An 18,497-nucleotide genomic window follows, 5' to 3' on the forward strand; every position below is an offset into this window, starting at 1 on the left:
AGTTTCTCATGCTGGGTTTCCCACCGATGATCTGCGAGTTCCAGGGCTGGGCACAGGGCGGCCTGGGGATGGCTATTCTCGGCGCAGGTCTGGTTTTCGCCATTGGTCTTATGGTGTATTTACGCTGGACTGGGAACATTCCATACGTCATCGGCGGGGCGCTGCTCATGTATTACGGTATCCCGGTTATCGAGGATATGTTCCACTGGGATCAGGACTGTGCCGTGATCCGGACGCAATTCGCGCAGCAAGAGCAGTATGCGGCGAATACGAGGGTCTGTGAAAACAATCTGTTTAATACCGAAGCACAAACAGGCGAGGACTGTTCGTGTAACGGGGAATCGGTTACGCCGGACTGTGAGAGCTATTACGCAGCCTGCGAAAACCAGGTGAGTTATACAGATACACAAACAAGTCAGTGCTCTTGTGCTTTTTCTGATCAGACGCAAAGCGCATCACCATACTGCAGTGCTATTCCGAATAATGCGAGGCCACCCGCACAATCTTCTAAAGGGGTTGCGTGTAATCGGAGTAATGGCGGCTGGGATGGGGTTGCACAAGCATGTGCGGATCCACAGTATCAGGCTGCCATGAGTCAATCTGAATGGATAGCACCGACAACGAATTTCTATGACGGCGACATTAACGGCGCAGCCTTCTATAGCTACCAAACAGAGATAGATAATCCCACAGGGGAACCCAAGACCGTCTATTGGTATGGAGAAAGTGATAACGAGGGATGGTACGACCTAAACGGACAACAGGTAGGCAACGATAATAATTGGGCTGGGGTGGATGAAATGCCCATCGTGCTGCAACCGGGTGAAAATAAACTTACAGTCACCGTGCAAAATTTTGATCAATCTTCATCAGCACAGAATGACTATGGGGCGAATCCGAGTGGGACGATAGATCAGATAGATGGTCCAAACGGAACAGTTTACTCATCCACGGGAGGAGATTCCTGGTATCAGATTCCAACCGTTCCGCCCTCTGCTTTGTCGCCACCACCCTCCGGTCCTACCGTAAACTGCTACACACAAAGCTGCGCCGCCACACCATAAGCATGGGCAGTCGGTAGCTTGGCGAGTCAACAGCTTTGTCGTATAGTCGCATGTAAATACACTAGAACTTTGGGGTTATTTTTGTGCATATTCCGGGCAGAAAAGCGTTATCTGGGTTGCTTGCAGCAGGGATGCTGGCAGTAGCCAGCCCCGCGATAGCCGCGCCAACGGCGTTGCTCGCGCATGTGCTCGCCGCGCATCACGCCGGGAAAATCATTAAAACCTTTCCGGGGCCGGCAGGATTGACCGGGGTAGTCATGGACTATAACGGCAGCAAGGCCATTGCCTATCTGACGCCGAACGGGAAGTACCTGATCAGCGGCCTGGTGGCCAATCTGGACAACGGCCATAACATGACCAATGAGTATGGGCTGAAATACATCGGCAAGATGGATATTCTGAAAGGCCCGGCAGCATCCCGCATTGCATTCCAGTGTGCTTCACTTTCCGGTATCACCGTAGGAAACCACGCAGCTAAAAACTACATGATTGCCGTGTTCAACCCCTCATCGCCACTCGGTTATAAAGTCATGGGTGCGATGATGGGAGAAGCAGGACAGATGCAGAAAAAAGGCGCACTCAACGTGATGGCCTTAAAACTCGTACCGATTGGTCCTCTTGCTCCGTCTATCCTTTCGGCGGGCAACAGAGGCCGGGAGGACAGACTTCTGAATGTGCTTCACCATCAGTCTGCCGGGGTTACCATTTCACTCGGATCCCGATTCGCGGCCAGAAATAACACGGTATTGAGCCAAATCCCGATGAAGCCACCGTTTCTGGTGATTTACTTTCCCCAGGCAAATATGGAAGCCGCTATCCCCATACATAATCTGATGCGCGTAGGGTCTGCTGTAGGGTCTGCTGAAGTGCTTGCTAAGGGAATGCAAAACCCCGTCGGTGAACCTCGTTGATGACCCCGCCCGTCAATATGGCCCAGGTGCAATCCATCGTGCAGCGTTCCGATGGCATCATGGAGGCAGCGGGCAAGAAAAAAGCCCCGGATTGGGAAACCGGCGCGAAACTTTCCGCGCAAGACACCCCGACAAAAAAAATCTTCATGCAGCCCGCAAAAAACGAACTTCAGCAATACGCTGCGGAGTATGCAGCGGAGTCCAACGCCCAGGCGCAGGAATTTCTCCGTAAGCGGGTCAACGGCGTGCCCGTGATTCCAGCTAATCTTCACGGCAAAGCCCTCCAAGAGTATGTGGATCATACCCTGATGAAAAAAGAGGAAATGCAGGCGAAAACGCTGGTTTTCATCTCCATGAACATGCCGCACAGCCTATTAAGAAAGTGGTTCAAGGTCGTAGCAGATAATAAAAAACTCTTTGAGAACACGGTCTTTGTCCTGCGGGGTTGGCCCAATAAGCCCGAAGGCCTGCCGGATATGATCAGCCAGGTCAACGGCCTGATGCCGTCTTACAAAAAAACCGCGAACGTCGAGATCAATCCGATCCAGTTCACGGATCATCATGTGAATCTGGCTCCGGTGATTATTCACGAGGCTCCGGACGGAAAATGGGGGGCCATAGTCGGGGATGGCGATGGGTTACGCGGGGCGATCAAGGCCATCAACCACGGCAAAGGGAATCCGCATAAGATCCACGGCCAGACCTGGAAGATTGCCGAACCCAACATGATTTCGATCTTCGAGAAGAAGATCAAAACCTTCAACTGGCAAAAGGCCGAAGCGCAGGCCAAGGATCGGGACTGGCAGGAAGTCCGGTCGCGGATCGGGGACAACCTGCCGGATTCCAGTAATGGGCGTCACTACACTTACAATCCCAGCATCATCGCCACCGCAACGATTCGCCTGCCGTCCGGCAAGATTCTGGTCCACAAGGGCCAGACGCTCGATCCGTTGACTGCCATGCCGTTCGGCTGGAGCCAAAGCTACATCGTGTTCAATCCCGCCCAGCCATGGCAGGTCGCCCAGGTGGAAGCCTGGGAGAGCACCTATCCCAATGTTGTGATGATGGCCAGCGAGCTGCCCGATTCCTGGCAGGCAGAAAATGCGCTGGTGGATCGTCTGCAGCACCCCGTCTATGGCATTACCCCACACCTGGCGCAAAGACTCGGCATCAACCGGGTACCGGCGCTGATTCGGCCCGATGGGAAGGTTTTGTCGATTACGGTTCCGAAAGAGCCTTTGGAAAGGAGGAGGAAATGACCAGTCAGAAACACGAGTTTTATTTCGATTTTCATTGCAATGCGGGAAACCATCAGCAGCAGGTAGTTCTTGGAAAAACGGGGCAAGGGATGTCCCTGGCTGATGCTTTAAGCGTGCTGCAAAACGCCAAAGGCAAAATCATTTTTGAAATGGATGCAGAAGATAAACAGGTTCCTGTAAGCAAAGCACATACAGAGGAAGAAATTTTGGCGATGTTTCCAACTTTGACCAGGGGAAGCAATCCCGGTGCTGATTATTATCTGAACAAGATGCTTTCTGGTTACAGGCTGCTTTGTGCTGCCCTGGAAAAAGGCGGTTATTCGGTCGCAGACGAAGACGTAGTAAACATCTTGACTCATGCTGAAGTAATGGAAAACGTGCCCGTCTGGAAGGGTATATCGGGCACTCAGGAAGGACATGATCTGGATGCCTTTCTGGACAAGTTCAGAGCCGAGACAGGCGCAGGATTCCGAGTAACGGAAGGCAAACTAAAGGATTGTTTTGGGGGATTAACTGCGCGATTGGCTTTAAATAGATTGGCTTTGCATTCTGCTTCGCTTGATGGGAAGGCAGAACAACAGTCGGTTGTGGGCGCGGAGTAGCGGCAGAATGTCAGGGATGCAAAACTTCCGTATGCAACCGCAGGCCCAGGCTGTTTATAATTCTGAGCACGGCGGCGAACGACGCATTTTCGCTTGCGGAAAGCGCATTCACCTGCTCTTCGTTCAGATGGCTCAAACCTTGAGCGCGGGCGATGTTTTGCAAACCCAGTCGAATCAGCGAGCCATCACCGGGATCGTCTTCAAGGCAGGCATCGAAATAGGCCGCTATATCTTCGTCTGTTTCAAGGTAATCGGCGCTATTCCAAGGGGTAAATGCTTCACTCATCATTTAGTTACTCCACTGTTTCGCAATAACTATAGCACGTTTAATGGGTCATTAGGGCTGTGAGGAAATGACTATGCTTCCCTGGAAAATTCAAGAAAAAGCGGTGTTTATTGCGGCCATAAATGTATTTCCGCTTCTGGAAATAAGAGAAGCCGAAATGACCTTGTTTTCAGGATTGAAGCATCTAAATCCTGCGGAGTTGCGGAGATTGCAGGCGAAGGAAATCCGCCATCATGTTCCCTATGGCCCTGATGGATATTGGGCACGATGGTATCAGCGCCACATTCCGTACCGTCCTCATCGTTTGGATGAAGTTTTTGTGGAATGGATGTCCGCAGTATGGGTTGGGAAAAATGCGCCAGGGTATCTGACAGTGATCTCTTCCGGGCCATACGGCGGATTGTGCGCGGTGTTCTGGAACGACATGCCCGTTTGCCAAGAAAAGATGATGCCGTTCCAGACTTTGGCAGAGGCGAAAGCCTGGGCCATGAGCCGCCCTGAGATTTGTCAGGGTGCTTCAACTTCATTGGGGAAGGCCTGATGCAATTTCGTGACGACATAATCTACGGCGGGACGATAATTGGCCTGAAGGAAGTTTCGGTCGATATAGAGAATTCTTGTATCTTCCAGGTGTTGCAGAGAGGGAATTCTGGCACGAGCTGGATTCTGGTAAGTGGCTTTTATGATTCTCGGATCACCCTCAGTGCGAATCCATATATCTTCAAACGTCCTCACCCTGGAGTCGAACCAGAAACGCAACCATTCCGCACGCAATATCTCATCCCTATTGTTTCTGACTGGGGGCCACTCTTTCCATGCGAGAAAAATATAGGTGATTTCCCATTCCTCGATTTGGTTACGGCTCCAAAGGCGATCAGCGTCTGCTTCTCTGATCAGCGCTATAAAATCGTCAACGTCCATGTATCCATTGAGAAGACGGCGCATGTGCCCGTAGTGAGCTTGCCAGTGCGCGAAAAAATCAGCACGCAAAAGGCGTCCACGTTGCGTGTCCGCTGGGACTGGCTGCAGGAATGCGTATCGGTGATCGGCCATGTTACGCAATGGGCACGACGGTGGATTTTCGTTTCTGTTATGCGAAAAAATCTGATCCTGAAGTGGACGATCGTTCCCTCTGATAATCAAAGGCTCAAGACAGCCAGGACAGCGAGCGTTGGGTCGCTCTCTATGGCGACCATGAGAATCCAATTTTGGTCCAAATTCTGCAGTATATGCTTGAACAGTAACTTCTTTTCTGTCGTTGTAAGGATGAAGAGCCGTTTTCATGGGAGTAACTCCTTTCTTGAGTATCAGGACGTGGAAATCCAAAGATACAAGGGGTTGGGGTCTCCCGCCATTTTCTTGCCTGCTGATAAGCCCAAGAAAACCAGCAATCCACTACGTCGCTGGCTACAGGGCGCATCGCTGGCCCTGGGGCTGCTTTGTTCCGTCCCCGCCTTTGCGACGGGCGCACAGGTTGCAACCATGTGCCCGGATGCCGGGGTTTTTAAGGAGCTGATCGGCGGCGTGTGCTGGTCGGCCATGTTCCCGCTGCGTGTGGCCGGTATGACCTGGTTCGGTGGTAATTCCGGCGTGCCTAATGGTGCGGCTTCAGGGGCCACCTGCATCTGCGGCGGAAGTTTGCGGCATCTGCAGCTCCCGACTATCGGTATCCAGATTGGATACTGGCAGCCATCCATGCTGATCGAGGCCGTTTCGCATCCTTTTTGCTCGCCGGTTCTGGGCGGTGTCAGTCTGGATCCGAGTTCTACGGTGGGGAACCAGTGGACCGGTTCCTGGGGCGGCGATGTCGGAAACGGAGTAACAACAGCGCAGCACAACAGTACCTTTTTCAACGTCCAGCTCTGGACTTTTCCGCTGATCACCATGATGCAGCTCGCAGACATTCCGGATTGCAATACCGGCTACCACGGGATGAATCTCATGTTGATGAGCGAAGTGTTCCCGACCTGGAATAACGATCTGCTTTCTTTCCTGGCCTCTCCGGAAGAGTTGCTTTACGACAACCCTGTAGGACTACTCGGAGCAACCGAAGAGTGCGCTCAGGAAAGTGTCGGCGCACAGCCCATTGACGATGAGTACTGGACCGCCGGGTGTTGGGGATTGCTCTACCCCATGGTCGGATCCAATCTCGGCGGCGATGATCCTATTCAGACATCCAGTCTCGATGTAGCCCGGATGCTGGCTATGGGATTCCGCTTAGGATTTCTGGAGCGCACAACCGGCAACAGCGTGGTTTGCGGTCCCCGGCGGACCTATGTGCTGCCCAAGGCCCAGTATCGCTTCCAGATCATGTTCCCGAATGACGAAACCAATCAGGAGCCCAATGCCAGCGTTACGGCCCCGGATCTCAACAACTCGCAACAACAGGGTGGCAGTATGCCTCCTGCTAACTATGTAACCCCAGCGGCGAGCAATCAGGGTACCGTCGCGCAAAATGGCGGCGTGAACATTCAGGCTCCACCGACCCAATCGGGTGAATGCACGCACTGGATGGGTCAGACGCCTTTTCAGTGGGGTGAGTGGGACAGTCAGCCAGCAACGGGCAGCAACTATGTGTACCTGGTCTGGCAATGGACCAACTGTTGCCTGGGCGTCATTGGCCACACAGGAATGACTGGGTAATGGGCTTCTTTTGCTGGATGGCGCATCCCACAAGGCGCAGGCCGATTGCCTCGGCCTTCATCGCTGCCATGATCGGGATAGGCATCTATTACGAATCCACGGCAACGGCCATGGCCGGGCAGTTCGTGAGTCAGGCCCAAGGTGGCGTGAACTTCGGGAATAGCCTGCTGCTGGGGGGGCAGGACGATGCTGCTACGGGTGTTGGATCGAAAGAAATGCAGGGCTTTGCGGGAAGTAATCCCACACCCGGAGAATCGGGCGCGTCCAGCTATTACCTACCGGATAATGTGGGATTGACGCAAGGCAATGCCATCAACCAGGCCGACAGTGCCAATGCCGCCCTGATGAGCGATCCGACTTGTCCGAATGGCTGGCCGGGGCCGCTGAACAGCTTTGACAGCGCCGGGCTAGGGGCCGTCACCCATGTTCAAACCGTCTGCCAGACGGCACTCAATGCGGAATCTGCATCCATTGAGGAAGCAGAAAGTAGTGGAAGCAGCCCACTCTACACCGATGCCCTGGAAAGCATCCATAATTTTGGGACATCCCTTGCTGATGTACATTCTGCCGGCAATGCCCTACTGACGACCTGTGCGCCAGATATAAACAACCAGTACCAATACGCCCCGGCCTGCAATCTTTTAAGCCGTTCCGGGGTTCCCAGTCTGAACAGCCTGGGCGATACCTGGGCGGGTACGCTGAATAACGTCGCTGACGAATGTAGTGCCCTGCCCACGAGTATTACGTCACCGACAGTTGCCGGTACCCTGGTGGAAAAACTGGCGCCCATGACTTTGAGCGTGGACGGGCTGATTGGAAAGACCATACAGACAGGGGCAGTGGGTGATAACGGTTCGATGACCCTGCCTGGTTATTATGCCAATATGACAACAGCCTCCCAGCAGTACCAGGAGATCTACGGGCAATGTAACGAGGCTCAATCCTATCTGGAGAATATCTCTACCTATCCGGGCGGAATGAACAGCTACACCACGGATCCCATGTTGAATAATTTTCTGGCGAACCCAGCGAATCAGGGCATGATCAACAAGATGATGCCGTTTATCGAGAGCAATCCATCGGTATTCAGCCAGTATTATCAGAACGTCGCCTGTACGAACAATAATCTTGATATTGCCAATGGAGGATCCTCTTCCACGTCCGTATCGACAACCAGTACCAGTGCGCCCAGCATCCAGTCGAATCCAGTGGCTTGTGATGAGCCTTTGAGCACCTACACGAGTACAGGATGGATCAATGGGGCTGACTGGCCAGACCCAAACGCCAAATGGATCTACGGGACTACAGGCGGTTGCGGTGGGGGTGTTCCTAACGGACAAACCGACATGATGGAGGGGACGTATTCCAATACAACAGGGGCTACCATCAACGCGACGCTGTATTTTGCCGCTGATGATCAAGGCGTGGTGGACATCAACGGGACACAGGTAGCGAGCTATGACGATCAGGGAGAAAGCGGTTCGGTGGCTTATCCCTCAACGGGCGGGGTAGTTTCGGTACCCGTAACGCTGGCCCCTGGCCCGGACGAAATTCTGTTTTACATTACCAATGATGATGGCGGCCCGACGGCGGCGGCAAACCCTTCTGCCGGGATACTCAGCATCATCGGTGATGTAAACGCTACCAATCAGGTCTTGATCGACACGAATAGCAACTGGCTCTACACACCGACCAATGGATCCTCTTCAAGCGGGACCGTGACCGTAAACCCCGGTCAGACAGTGACCGGCACCAATCCCAATACGCACGCGCAGAGCATTCTTTGCAATAGCCCCATTCAGTGTATGGGTACGCAATGCCATGCGCTTTTTGGCAATCAGGATTTGCACTTCTCGGAGGCTTTGACTGCGCTCTCGGCGTTGCAGCAGATGGAGCAGAACATGCAGTGCGCTACGGGTACCAGTGTTTCTGCCGGAAACTGCCAGCCGATTATTTTTCAGGGGACGGCCAGTTATTGTCGAACCTGGCCGTTTGGTGGCGTGTTTACCAATAATTGCTGTAAGGAGGGGCTGGAAGCTGGAGCAAACGGGCCGAACATTGGACAGTATCTGGAAGCTGGTATGGATGCCTGGAGTATTGCCAACAACTCGCAATTTGATGCGATGGTATTTGGATCCAAGGCGATTAGTCCAGATGGCTTTCTTTTTGGTAAGGGAAGCTGGGCAGAATCGGCTTATAACCAGTTTGATACCTGGGCGGGCGATGCTTGGAGCGACGTAACCGTACCGTTCAAAGGGGCAGCAGAAGCCGTCGAGAATGCCTTTGGTGCGGGTGGAGCCAGTGCGGGAGCGCAACTTGGTGGAGACGTGGCGAAAGTAGCTCATGGTGCGGCTAGTGCATCCGGGGCTGCTTCAAAAGGTTTGCTATCTGGTGTGGAAGACGAAGTGAAGGGCTGGCTGAAATCCATGCTCAAGCATGTGCTTAATCATATTGTGGGCCATACAATAACCAGGAAGATCATGGGTTTTATAGGCAGCAAAATGTTTGGAGAGGCCTTTGGTGACATCATGCTGGCCTATGAAGTCTTCCAGATTATCCAGATGATCACCATGATCATGACATCTTGCAAAAAAGAAGAGTTCCAACTGGGTGAGGGGCGCAAGGAGCATGAGTGTCAGAATCTAGGTACTTATTGCAGCGAAAAGTTCATGGGATTCTGCCTGGAACACAAGGACATTTTCTGCTGCTACGAATCGCCACTGGATCGGATTATCGCGTCACAAATCAAGATCGGTCAGCCCAATGTGGCAGGTGGATATGGCACACCCAAGCACCCCGATTGCAACGGCTTCACGCCGCAACAACTTGCCGATGTGGATTGGAGCGATGTATCTCTATCGGCCTGGACTGCGATGCTCCAGAAAGCGGGGCTGGTCGCCGGTAGTAACGCGGCAGGAAGTGCCAAATATACGCCGGGGCAGATTGACCACCCCAATGGGGATGTAAATGCTGATTTGGCTCCACAACCGGTAGAAGAATAGGAGATAACTATGCAGAAAGAAAACTGGAAAATTGTATTACGCGCTGGCGTGTTATTGGGCTGTGTAAGTTTGTTGGCCGGATGTTCTGTAAGAAGTATGAATTTAAGCGATGGGCCAACACATAATCGGCCAAAGGCAGGTTTGAAATCTGTCGAGCTGGCTGCGCTGTTCAAAAAAGACGATGCGAATGTAAATGGAACATCAGACAACAAGCAGGCCACACAATACAACCTGGAATATGTTGGTCCCTGCGCGATTGTCGCCCATGAAGTCTTTACGCATGAATCTCCGACATCCATTGCGGAAAAGAAAGAAATTTCCGGTAACGGATTAGGCGGCGAGGCGATGACCGCTTTTGGTCCTGGGGTCGCTGTTCCCGTCCTAGGGCTGTTGTTCCAGGCTGCTTCCCGGACGCCTCACGCCAATCCCGTGGTCGTCGGGTACGAGCATTTACGCCAGGAGTTCCAACACGGAAAAATCTTCTGGGTCGCTCGTTACGTCCCCGATGGGCATAACGTCGATAATCGCATCGACAATCTGGCGCATAGGGCGATTCTCTGGGCCGGAGATCTGGAACAGGCGGGCTGGGCAAGTGGAACGTCGCCCAAAGCCGGAGATGCGATTTACAGAATACATGGCGGGGTTTGGCAAAACTGGGCAGATGCGAATGTTGATTGGGCTTGGGAAGGCTACGACGGTGTTGTTGCTCCGACTATTCCCATCGTGCCCGCACGCATGGACTGGATCGTGCAGTCCTGGAAGAACGCCAAGAAGGATCCTTTCTATGTGGTGAATCCCCACAAAGCGGCCTATCCCTTCATGGATCTGACCAGCATTGAATACCGCATCCAACCCGGATTCAGTATTCCCAAGTGGATTCAGGCGCACGAAGCGGATCTCACTTCTGGCGGCTGGATGGTGATCTATCACCAGGGCGATCACGCAATGGTTTGGAAAGACGGCAAAACACAAGCCTATCCAGAACCCAAGGATCTGGTACTCAAAAAATGAGTAAGCCCGTCGCCCGGATTAGATTTATTCGCTTTGCATGGCTTGTCGCCGGAATCCTCTTGGGATTCTCGGTGCAGGCCTGGGCATACTCCGGCGACACCATTCAGGACGATATAGCCCGTGAGTTTAACGGAGCTACGTCCTACACCATTCCTTTGTCGGCTCCAACCCAGTCGGTACCGACAACCCCTCCCGCGAATAACTGCGAAACCACTTTGCAGCAGGAAATGGGAACGGGTGAGATTCCTACAGATGAGGCGTGCTATTGTCCGGTCGGGGCCACGCAACCCGTCTGCACGGCACTACCTGAATCGGATTGCCCGTCTTTGCTGACCGATGAAGAACAGCGATTAGGAACAGATTTACAGTATTACGACTGCACCTGCCCGCCTGGGGCAAACAGCCCGCAATGTACGAGTTATTACAATCTCTGCGAAGCGGCCCTACCCAGTTATCAGAACAGCACCAATGAATGCTCTTGTTCGCAGACGGCAACCAGTGCGGTGCCTTCCTGCGAGAGTGATTACGATATTTGTGAAAGTTCAGTCGGTAATTACGACAATTCCACTACATCCTGCTCATGCGGGCAGAACAGCCCTGATCCGCTATGTTGTGAAAAATCACCGATCACGGGAAGTATCAGCTATAGTGGATCGGGTAATCCATGGACCATAACAGGAGGATCAAGCTGGTCCTTTACAGATCCGCAGGCGGCAACTCATGGAGGGGAGTACGCGCAGACGATTCAATACGATCCGGCGAATAACACCTTTTCAGGATCTATAAATATTACAGGGACCGTAGAGGTCGGGAATTATTGTGGTGGAAATTCAGGTCTGATTGGATCAGGAAATAGTATCGGAGCAATGAATAGTCCACAAAGTTCCTGTGGCACATCGAACAGTAACCAGACTGCAACGGGGTCAGCCATCACCCTTGCTTCTGCTCAAGATGGCGGAACCTTCAGTGGCGGGCCTATTACCGTAAACACTATTTATGGCTCTTTTACCTTTTCCGTGAACTCAGGAAATCCTCGTTGTGTTAATGGTTATTTCAATGGTGGTTATTTAGGTCAGTTGTGCGCGGATAACCAATGCACCCAGGAGCCGGGATGAGAACGCGCCATACCGTACTGCCTATGGCTCTGCTGATAGCGTCAGCAGGCATCATCCTGCCCGCCACGGCTCTGGCCGCATCGGTCTATGGTATTACCGGCGATGACCTGCAGATGAATACATTGGGCAGTCAGTACATTCACTCCCGGCATACGGGACTCATGCCATATTGGGGGCCGTGTTACCGGTGTACGACCCAGATTGAATCGGAGCCAACCTGCACGCCGGGGACACAGAATCATGTTCTCGCCCAATGGACCAATACGGGTAACAGCTCTTGTGGCGGCTATGAAAGTGATTCCTTCGAGGCTTACACCCAATGCACGACCAGCGGCATTGTTCAGATCGTCTTGCAGAATAATTCCTATGATCCAGATGCCAGCGTTGGCCAGAAAAACTATGGCGCAACGGTACCTATCGCTGTTCCGCAAGGAGGTAACTACGGGCAAAATCTGAACATGAGCAGCGTGTTCGGAGGCGGAAACAGTTGCTCCCAGAACTTCGACTGGTACCCCACTTATGGCATTACGGGTGAGGATGTTAATGGCACATTCAATGGTTCAGTGACCTTTGGTAACTACCTGTCCCCTGGCCAATACGAGCAAAGTCCTACTTTCCCGGTTGTTTTTCAAAACTACAAGCTGGTATCGGTGCGAACCTGCCAGCAGTACGCACCGACATCCACGGAATGCAAAACACCACCGCCAGCCAGCCAGACCAATCAGCCGACGTATGCCTGGGCTTGTGATACATCGGAAAACGGCTGGCAGCCGGGATCCGTCTGCACCAATTCAGCCATCCAAAGCAGTGGGGCAGAATGGATCTTCGGATCCAACACCGGCATATCGGGTACAGCGCAATCGGGGTACGCCGTGATGCAGGCACAATATGACAATCCCACGTCCAGTACGATGCCAGCGACACTTAATTTTGCAGCGGACAACTTTGGCTGGGTCTGGATCAATGGCGAACAGGTGGGTTATACGGCCACTTACACCGCATTGACGACAGAGGCCATCTCTCTTCCACCGGGAGAGGATACGGTAGATTTCATGGTGATGAATGAGCCGAGTTCTCCAGCCAGTGACCCCAACGAATTTGAAAATCCTGCAGCGGGTATTCTGTCCATAACCAATAGTGCCGGACAGACCATTCTTTCGACGAACGATACAGACTGGACAGAGATAGATAATCCACCGACGAATCCCGATCCCACTCCCCAAAGCCTGCTACCGGCAGGCTATACCCCGCAGAATTGTGCGGCTGGAGGGTGTGGATGAATACACGGAACCTTGCGGGCAGTGCTACCAGCCTGGGGAGTACCCTGGCAGCCGTATTCTCCGCCAGCGCCGGAGCTTGCGCGGGTGGCGTGTGCCTGGCCGGTGCCCAGGCGGGGATCTCGGCATTTTCTGCATCGTCCACAAGTTTTGCAGCCATGGCCGCCGCCAGTAGCGCAGCAGAGGGGGTTTCTGCATCCGGAGTGGATACGGTTTTCCCCTGGTGGATGAAGCTCGCTATTGTCGCCCTCATGCTCTCGACGATATACACCACGGCCATTTTATTCAGTCATCGGAAATGGGCAGTATTCGCTGCATTGGGCGGTGTGTTCGCGGTTATTGCCGAGCTACATTGGTTGCCGGTAGGCAAGCGTGGCGAGCTGTTGGCCATTGCTATCGGTGTGACGCCGTTGGTTTTGGGGCCGTTATTGCTTCGCTGGGAAAGATTTTTCTCCCGTGACCGTATCCAGAATGGAATCCGCATAGCTTCTGGTATCCTCGCCGGAATCGCTTTTATCTGGGTGTTTTACCTGCAAATCTCCCAAGGTTGGGAACCTTGTGCTTTGTGCTGGATTGAGCGTATCGCTTTGGCCGGCGTGATCTATGCCGCTTTTGCCGGGCGTCCAGATGTTGCATTCGTATCCAGCATTCTCGGCATCGGCGCGGTCTTTCTGCAGCTCGCCGAGATCCACCATGCCGCACATGCCCTCACCGGGTTTTGTAGTCTATTTTCACACACATCCTGCGCGGTCGCCGGATCTCAAAGCCTTGGACCTTGGCCGATAGCCCTCGATGCGGGTGTGCTCTTTGCCGTGCTGCTCATGCTCTCCATGGCGGCCTGGCCACAGCGCCATGAAAAATCCGGGAGGGAAGGTTGAAAGCACTCAAATCCATGCGCCTGCCGCAACCCGCGTTCCAGTTCCAGCCCCGTGTATGGGCCGGAGACTTTCAACGCGGAATAAAAACGCTACTGACCTGGCCAGAGGTGCAGATAGGTTTAGTCTTGGCTTTCATCACGCTGGTTTTGCTTCAGGTGACGAAATACACCCTCACCGGGATGCCGATGATGGTCAATCTGTTGGTGCTTATTGCCTACTGTTTTTTGGGATATGCGTCCTATGCCGGACAGGTGCCTACACCGGAAAACCGCAGAAGACGGGCCATCGGGATGCAAACGCATCTGGGATTGGGTGCTTTTGTGCTCATTAACGCCTCGCTTGCGGTGATGGATTACATCCTGACCGGATCCATTGTTCTGCCAGAGTGGGACAAAACCTTTGCATCCTGGGATCTGGCTCTGGGCTTCCACTGGCTATATTGGTACCACGTTGTCCAGGCTACCCCCGATTTGCATCTGCTGCTGAAAACTGTTTACGGACTGCTCGCCATAGAGATTGCCGCGCTGATCGTTGTTTTGCCCTTGAGCGGTCATGTGCGTGCAGGTCGTTGGTTGGTGCTCTGGTACGCAGCCGTTGCGACAATCTGCATCACCATTGGCCTGCTTATGCCCGCCAGAGGCGCATTTGTTTTTTACCATCTGCCCGTCATGAAGCACACGGCTTATGTGCCCGTCATGGCGGATCTTCGCAATGGATCATTACAAAACATCAACCTATCGAAACTGCAAGGGCTTGTAGTATTCCCGTCGTTTCATGCAGCACTCGCCGTGATTTGCGCTGCCGGTGCCTGGTCCTGGAAGTATCTCCGGTATCCACTCCTGATACTGAATCTGCTCATCATTCTTTCAGCACCCTCGCAGGGCGGGCACTATGGCGTGGATGTGCTGGCGGGTATCGCCATCGCTCTGGTCACGATCTACTTTGTGCGGCCACAAAGATCAACGGCGGTGGCTGATGTCTGAAAACATAGAGAAAAACGGTTTACCTGCGATTCCCGCCCTCGATGCCGGACAGGATGCGTGGATACTGGCCTGGCGAAAAACTTTGGGTGCCTATGCGGTGATGGCGGGTTATTCAGACCATCTGGCCGAACGCTGGGCGCAGGAAATGGCAGAGGTTTATTTGGGACCGGCTTGCCATCGCACCGCTGAAAATTTGACCAACATCCGGGCTACCGCGCAACGTCTTGGCCCCATATATCCGGCCCGTGAGGAAATAGAGGAATCAAATATGGATACCAAATTCTCTCCCGTAGTCCATGCGGAATCGAAGCAGGATGCAGAAGCGCAGATCGATATGTTTGAGGATTTGCTATGAGAAATTCACGGAACCAAAAAATAGACGCCTATACGGACGCAGCAGTGCGCGTGGCGCAAATACGAATCCATGCCAGCATCGCAGGCGTTTCTCCGGATAATTATCTGGATTCCATGTGTGATGATTCTTTACAGGTCATAGAGCGACTTGCTCGCTATTACTGGAGGCGGGACATGGCCAAAGAACTCAATATGCCGGAGAGGTTGGCAACCGCCTTTGAAAACCGGCGTCGGGTAATCGCCGCCCCGGAAAAACTCATTCGGGAGATCGAAAGCCATGTAGGTTCTTGTGGGCAGCATTACGAGATCTGGCATCCGCGCATGATGAAAGCGGTAGAGCGTTGCATTGCTTTCTATGATCTGGACGAACCCATGTGCGCCGCACTTTGGAGACACTTAGATTATCCCGCGACCGGCCCGACAGAACGGGACTGGCAAGCCGCATCCGATATGGAATCGGATACCTGGGAAGAAATTAGAGAGGCTTCGATATGAGACTGATTAGCCTGGATCTCGATGTAAGTATCGTTATTTTCTGGCGTTATTTCTGGCGTATGTCGCTGTTCACTATTTTGGGCCTGGTGGTTTCCAATGAAGCCACAAAAGGCTGGATCAGTCTGCATCACTACGATCCGGCTCAGGCGCTCATGGCGGCGCGGATATTCACGCTGATCTTTCTGTTCATTCTGCTGCTCTACGGCATCGGTATCTGGGCAGGACACCTGATCACCAAACCCATTAAAATCCGTAAGGAAAATATCCGCATCGAGATCGTTCAGAAAGACGGGCAGCCACTATCCATCTGGCGCAGAGCATTTTCGTGCTGGTGGGGCTTCAACTGGCGCAATAGCTTGTTGTTTGTCCTGTTGGTGATGTTGCTGTCCACTTTGCCGGTGAACCCCATGGCGATGGGCGTTGTATATCTGCCCATGATGTTCATCATTGGGATTTTCTCGATGTGGTGGTGGATCTTTCATCCCATCGGAACGGTTCATCTCGTTTTGCACAAGGAGAAAACGTCTTGACGACCTTGAAATCCGTGAGGGATTCCATCATTCGGCAGGTGCTCTACAGTGTGGCGGCTTCTGTGCTGGTCTGGCTTCTGGCCTGTGCCATCGTGATTTATCGAGATCACTTCATGGGCTTTCATCCGGCACATATCGCCTGGTTAGCGGCGCAACCAGATTCCTGGTCAGTAACCATGCACCACGCCTTGCATGTCGCCGGTATCTGGGCCGTGATTGCGCTGGGTGCGGGGCTGGCATTGATTCTGGTGGCTAACCTGATCAGCGGGATCATCGCGTTGTTGGGAATAGCCATAGCCAAAAATAGCAGAGGAGGCGTCTGATGGCGTCAGTACATACTCTTGCTCCGAACCTGAATCCGGAAGGGCGCACAAAAGAAGTACAACTGGCGGCTATGGACTGGATTTATCGCTTCGGCAGTACAACGCGGGCATTTTTGCTGAATGATCTGTTTTCTCCAGAGGAATCGCAAGGTCTGGACCGGACGCTTTTCACTCAGGGATGGGTCAGGAGCCTGCCTTGTGGAATCCGTGAAGGAAAAAACAAGCCGGAGGCCGTCCTGGTGCTTACCGAAAAGGGGCTGGAGAAGGTTGTGGATCGCTACGCGCAGCCATTCCCGTATCCTGAGTTGAATTGGGAAGAATGCAGAGATCCGCGTGTCAACGAGCGAATATGGACACAAAAGCTGACCGCAGCCAATTACCATTCTGGAGGCATCGCCCAATTCTGGACCCGTCGAATGTTTCCGGAGGATGGTTATCCCTACCCGGAAATGGAATGGGCCATGCGGGATGGCAGAATCCTCGCCATCAACGTGGACAACGGAGACTGCTTTGCGGCAAGACACAAAAACTGTGTTGGCCTCTGCGAGCGGGAAAGGCTCGAACGTCGCTATGATCGAGAGGTGCTGATAGCGGATCAATATGAAATCATTGACGACTACCATAAACGTCTGAAGCCGGGGGATTTGTTGCCTGTTTGGGAGAATGACCCCAAAGATTTTGTCCCTGTGGAGCATATATCGGTGCCGGACCTGCATCACCGCTTGGTTGTTTTTCTGTCGGACCCTTGGGGGGAGGTGCTCGTGTCGTGATTTTCGATGCAATTATTCCTGGCGCGATTCTGTTCAGCATCGGCGGGCGCTTTCTGCGTCGCCAACTGAAAGGCGACATGGGCGAACAATCTGTGTCACTGACCATTCGGGGTATGGGCTTGCCCATCCAGAACAATGTCACGATTCCGGGGAAAAGGGGGCTAACCCAGATAGACCATCTGGTACTCACCCGTTCGGCTATCGTGGTACTGGAAACCAAGAACTACAGTGGCTCTCTTTACGATAATGGCAGAGGGAAGGGCGGTAGCTGGATCCAGAAGTTCCCCAGCGGGAAGCAAAACAACCTGCATAACCCACTGGACCAGAACTATGGGCACATCAAGTCGGTAGGAACGATAGTGCCGGGGGTTCCCGTGACCGGATTTGTGGTCCTCGCTGGATCCGCATCTTTTCCCAACGGGGTGCCGGACGGCGTGCTCATGCTTCGTGATCTGAAGCGGAAGCTGAAAGAAATGGATCGAGGGGAAGGCCCGAATCCAGCATCCATACAGGATGCCTGGAACAAGCTACAGCAGGTAGATCAGCGTGATAGTGCTTCGCATCGAGAGCAGATGCGGCAAGTCACCGGTGGCGGGATGACTTATTGGCTGCAGGCAGGAGCACCATGGCTTACCGGGGCGGGGGTGGCTTTGGTACTGGGCGGATTTTTCCTGTGACCCGCTTAATCTGGTTGGCCGAGATCGTTTCTTCTTTATTCGCGCTCCTTGGCGCTATAGTTTGTCTGGGCATCGGCATATATCTCCTTTGGGCGGGCGGCGAATCAATCCGCCTTGCAGAACTGGTTGTAGCCTTAATGCTTTTTGCGATGGCTTTTATGGAGGTGTTCATCTCACGATCTCTGTCAACCACTCCCCCTAACCGATGTCGGTATAGGCGGAGCTTGCAAGGCGGTACGCAGGCTCATGGTTGACCAGGCTCAGTGAACGGAGTGATCCGTGAACTACGTTATTGGGGTCATGACACCCTGGAATGC

20 protein-coding genes are annotated in these 18,497 nt (G+C 53.2%); 18 read left to right on the forward strand and 2 right to left on the reverse strand.

Annotated elements, in window-relative coordinates:
• Positions 1-8: 8 nt before the first annotated feature.
• From HJG40_RS07130 to HJG40_RS07145, 4 genes are all read left to right on the forward strand, one after another.
• On the forward strand, positions 9-1,064 hold the full coding sequence (locus HJG40_RS07130; protein WP_215863539.1) for a hypothetical protein: 1,056 nt from the start codon (positions 9-11) through the stop codon (positions 1,062-1,064).
• Between the two features lie 131 nt (positions 1,065-1,195).
• Positions 1,196-1,975, forward strand: coding sequence for a hypothetical protein (locus HJG40_RS07135; protein ID WP_215863540.1), 780 nt, complete (start codon positions 1,196-1,198; stop codon positions 1,973-1,975).
• Positions 1,975-3,234 carry a TrbC family F-type conjugative pilus assembly protein gene (locus HJG40_RS07140; protein ID WP_226857276.1) on the forward strand — a complete coding sequence of 420 codons (1,260 nt, stop codon included), beginning with the start codon at positions 1,975-1,977 and terminating at the stop codon, positions 3,232-3,234. Before HJG40_RS07135 ends, HJG40_RS07140 begins: the two co-directional genes overlap by 1 nt.
• On the forward strand, positions 3,231-3,836 hold the full coding sequence (locus tag HJG40_RS07145) for a hypothetical protein (protein WP_215863542.1): 606 nt from the start codon (positions 3,231-3,233) through the stop codon (positions 3,834-3,836). Before HJG40_RS07140 ends, HJG40_RS07145 begins: the two co-directional genes overlap by 4 nt.
• Before the next feature lie 10 nt (positions 3,837-3,846).
• Here HJG40_RS07145 and HJG40_RS07150 read toward each other — a convergent pair whose 3' ends face one another.
• Entirely contained in the window at positions 3,847-4,125 is a 279-nt protein-coding gene (locus HJG40_RS07150; protein ID WP_215863543.1) for a helix-turn-helix domain-containing transcriptional regulator, read from the reverse strand.
• 100 nt (positions 4,126-4,225) lie between these two features.
• Between HJG40_RS07150 and HJG40_RS07155 the strand changes: the two genes are divergently transcribed.
• Positions 4,226-4,663, forward strand: coding sequence for a hypothetical protein (locus tag HJG40_RS07155; RefSeq protein WP_215863544.1), 438 nt, complete (start codon positions 4,226-4,228; stop codon positions 4,661-4,663).
• On the opposite strand, the gene HJG40_RS07160 is transcribed toward HJG40_RS07155, so the two are convergent.
• Positions 4,630-5,406 (reverse strand): hypothetical protein, encoded by a 777-nt coding sequence (locus HJG40_RS07160; RefSeq protein ID WP_215863545.1) that lies wholly within the window; start codon positions 5,404-5,406, stop codon positions 4,630-4,632. The two genes, HJG40_RS07155 and HJG40_RS07160, sit on opposite strands and share 34 nt — an antisense overlap.
• Positions 5,407-5,436: 30 nt before the next feature.
• On the opposite strand from HJG40_RS07160, the gene HJG40_RS07165 reads away from it, so the two are divergent.
• The 13 genes from HJG40_RS07165 to HJG40_RS07225 are packed head-to-tail and all read left to right on the forward strand — an operon-like array spanning position 5,437 to position 18,180.
• Positions 5,437-6,765, forward strand: coding sequence for a TraU family protein (locus HJG40_RS07165; RefSeq protein WP_368355911.1), 1,329 nt, complete (start codon positions 5,437-5,439; stop codon positions 6,763-6,765).
• Complete coding sequence (gene traN, locus HJG40_RS07170; RefSeq protein ID WP_215863546.1) at positions 6,765-9,767, forward strand: conjugal transfer protein TraN; 3,003 nt, start codon at positions 6,765-6,767, stop codon at positions 9,765-9,767. Before HJG40_RS07165 ends, traN begins: the two co-directional genes overlap by 1 nt.
• A gap of 9 nt (positions 9,768-9,776) precedes the next feature.
• Positions 9,777-10,778 carry a hypothetical protein gene (locus tag HJG40_RS07175; protein WP_215863547.1) on the forward strand — a complete coding sequence of 334 codons (1,002 nt, stop codon included), beginning with the start codon at positions 9,777-9,779 and terminating at the stop codon, positions 10,776-10,778.
• Entirely contained in the window at positions 10,775-11,893 is a 1,119-nt protein-coding gene (locus tag HJG40_RS07180) for a hypothetical protein (protein WP_215863548.1), read from the forward strand. The genes HJG40_RS07175 and HJG40_RS07180 overlap by 4 nt, the downstream gene beginning before the upstream one ends.
• Entirely contained in the window at positions 11,890-13,173 is a 1,284-nt protein-coding gene (locus HJG40_RS07185) for a hypothetical protein (RefSeq protein WP_215863549.1), read from the forward strand. Before HJG40_RS07180 ends, HJG40_RS07185 begins: the two co-directional genes overlap by 4 nt.
• Positions 13,170-14,048 (forward strand): disulfide bond formation protein B, encoded by an 879-nt coding sequence (locus HJG40_RS07190; protein ID WP_215863550.1) that lies wholly within the window; start codon positions 13,170-13,172, stop codon positions 14,046-14,048. Before HJG40_RS07185 ends, HJG40_RS07190 begins: the two co-directional genes overlap by 4 nt.
• The gene (locus HJG40_RS07195) at positions 14,045-15,031 is read left to right on the forward strand and encodes a phosphatase PAP2 family protein (protein WP_215863551.1); all 987 of its coding nucleotides are present in this window, start codon (positions 14,045-14,047) and stop codon (positions 15,029-15,031) included. The genes HJG40_RS07190 and HJG40_RS07195 overlap by 4 nt, the downstream gene beginning before the upstream one ends.
• Positions 15,024-15,386 carry a hypothetical protein gene (locus HJG40_RS07200; protein ID WP_215863552.1) on the forward strand — a complete coding sequence of 121 codons (363 nt, stop codon included), beginning with the start codon at positions 15,024-15,026 and terminating at the stop codon, positions 15,384-15,386. Before HJG40_RS07195 ends, HJG40_RS07200 begins: the two co-directional genes overlap by 8 nt.
• On the forward strand, positions 15,383-15,880 hold the full coding sequence (locus HJG40_RS07205) for a hypothetical protein (protein ID WP_215863553.1): 498 nt from the start codon (positions 15,383-15,385) through the stop codon (positions 15,878-15,880). The genes HJG40_RS07200 and HJG40_RS07205 overlap by 4 nt, the downstream gene beginning before the upstream one ends.
• Positions 15,877-16,410 carry a hypothetical protein gene (locus tag HJG40_RS07210; protein WP_215863554.1) on the forward strand — a complete coding sequence of 178 codons (534 nt, stop codon included), beginning with the start codon at positions 15,877-15,879 and terminating at the stop codon, positions 16,408-16,410. Before HJG40_RS07205 ends, HJG40_RS07210 begins: the two co-directional genes overlap by 4 nt.
• Positions 16,407-16,733 (forward strand): hypothetical protein, encoded by a 327-nt coding sequence (locus tag HJG40_RS07215; protein ID WP_215863555.1) that lies wholly within the window; start codon positions 16,407-16,409, stop codon positions 16,731-16,733. The genes HJG40_RS07210 and HJG40_RS07215 overlap by 4 nt, the downstream gene beginning before the upstream one ends.
• Positions 16,733-17,503: a hypothetical protein gene (locus tag HJG40_RS07220; protein ID WP_215863556.1), complete on the forward strand. Its 771-nt coding sequence runs from the start codon at positions 16,733-16,735 to the stop codon at positions 17,501-17,503. The genes HJG40_RS07215 and HJG40_RS07220 overlap by 1 nt, the downstream gene beginning before the upstream one ends.
• Positions 17,500-18,180: a nuclease-related domain-containing protein gene (locus tag HJG40_RS07225; protein WP_215863557.1), complete on the forward strand. Its 681-nt coding sequence runs from the start codon at positions 17,500-17,502 to the stop codon at positions 18,178-18,180. The genes HJG40_RS07220 and HJG40_RS07225 overlap by 4 nt, the downstream gene beginning before the upstream one ends.
• The last annotated feature ends 317 nt before the right edge of the window (positions 18,181-18,497 follow it).

Origin of the sequence: Acidithiobacillus concretivorus, from assembly GCF_018853445.1 — a bacterium.
Lineage (GTDB): Bacteria > Pseudomonadota > Gammaproteobacteria > Acidithiobacillales > Acidithiobacillaceae > Acidithiobacillus > Acidithiobacillus concretivorus.

Excerpts from the sequence above, each read along its gene's own strand:
- HJG40_RS07130 (WP_215863539.1), top strand. The coding sequence starts at position 9 with ATGCTGGGTTTCCCACCGATGATCTGCGAGTTCCAGGGCTGGGCACAG.
- HJG40_RS07135 (WP_215863540.1), top strand. The coding sequence starts at position 1,196 with ATGCTGGCAGTAGCCAGCCCCGCGATAGCCGCGCCAACGGCGTTGCTC.
- HJG40_RS07140 (WP_226857276.1), top strand. The coding sequence starts at position 1,975 with ATGACCCCGCCCGTCAATATGGCCCAGGTGCAATCCATCGTGCAGCGT.
- HJG40_RS07145 (WP_215863542.1), top strand. The coding sequence starts at position 3,231 with ATGACCAGTCAGAAACACGAGTTTTATTTCGATTTTCATTGCAATGCG.
- HJG40_RS07150 (WP_215863543.1), bottom strand. The coding sequence starts at position 4,125 with ATGATGAGTGAAGCATTTACCCCTTGGAATAGCGCCGATTACCTTGAA.
- HJG40_RS07160 (WP_215863545.1), bottom strand. The coding sequence starts at position 5,406 with ATGAAAACGGCTCTTCATCCTTACAACGACAGAAAAGAAGTTACTGTT.
- traN (WP_215863546.1), top strand. The coding sequence starts at position 6,765 with ATGGGCTTCTTTTGCTGGATGGCGCATCCCACAAGGCGCAGGCCGATT.
- HJG40_RS07175 (WP_215863547.1), top strand. The coding sequence starts at position 9,777 with ATGCAGAAAGAAAACTGGAAAATTGTATTACGCGCTGGCGTGTTATTG.
- HJG40_RS07180 (WP_215863548.1), top strand. The coding sequence starts at position 10,775 with ATGAGTAAGCCCGTCGCCCGGATTAGATTTATTCGCTTTGCATGGCTT.
- HJG40_RS07185 (WP_215863549.1), top strand. The coding sequence starts at position 11,890 with ATGAGAACGCGCCATACCGTACTGCCTATGGCTCTGCTGATAGCGTCA.
- HJG40_RS07190 (WP_215863550.1), top strand. The coding sequence starts at position 13,170 with ATGAATACACGGAACCTTGCGGGCAGTGCTACCAGCCTGGGGAGTACC.
- HJG40_RS07200 (WP_215863552.1), top strand. The coding sequence starts at position 15,024 with ATGTCTGAAAACATAGAGAAAAACGGTTTACCTGCGATTCCCGCCCTC.
- HJG40_RS07205 (WP_215863553.1), top strand. The coding sequence starts at position 15,383 with ATGAGAAATTCACGGAACCAAAAAATAGACGCCTATACGGACGCAGCA.
- HJG40_RS07210 (WP_215863554.1), top strand. The coding sequence starts at position 15,877 with ATGAGACTGATTAGCCTGGATCTCGATGTAAGTATCGTTATTTTCTGG.
- HJG40_RS07220 (WP_215863556.1), top strand. The coding sequence starts at position 16,733 with ATGGCGTCAGTACATACTCTTGCTCCGAACCTGAATCCGGAAGGGCGC.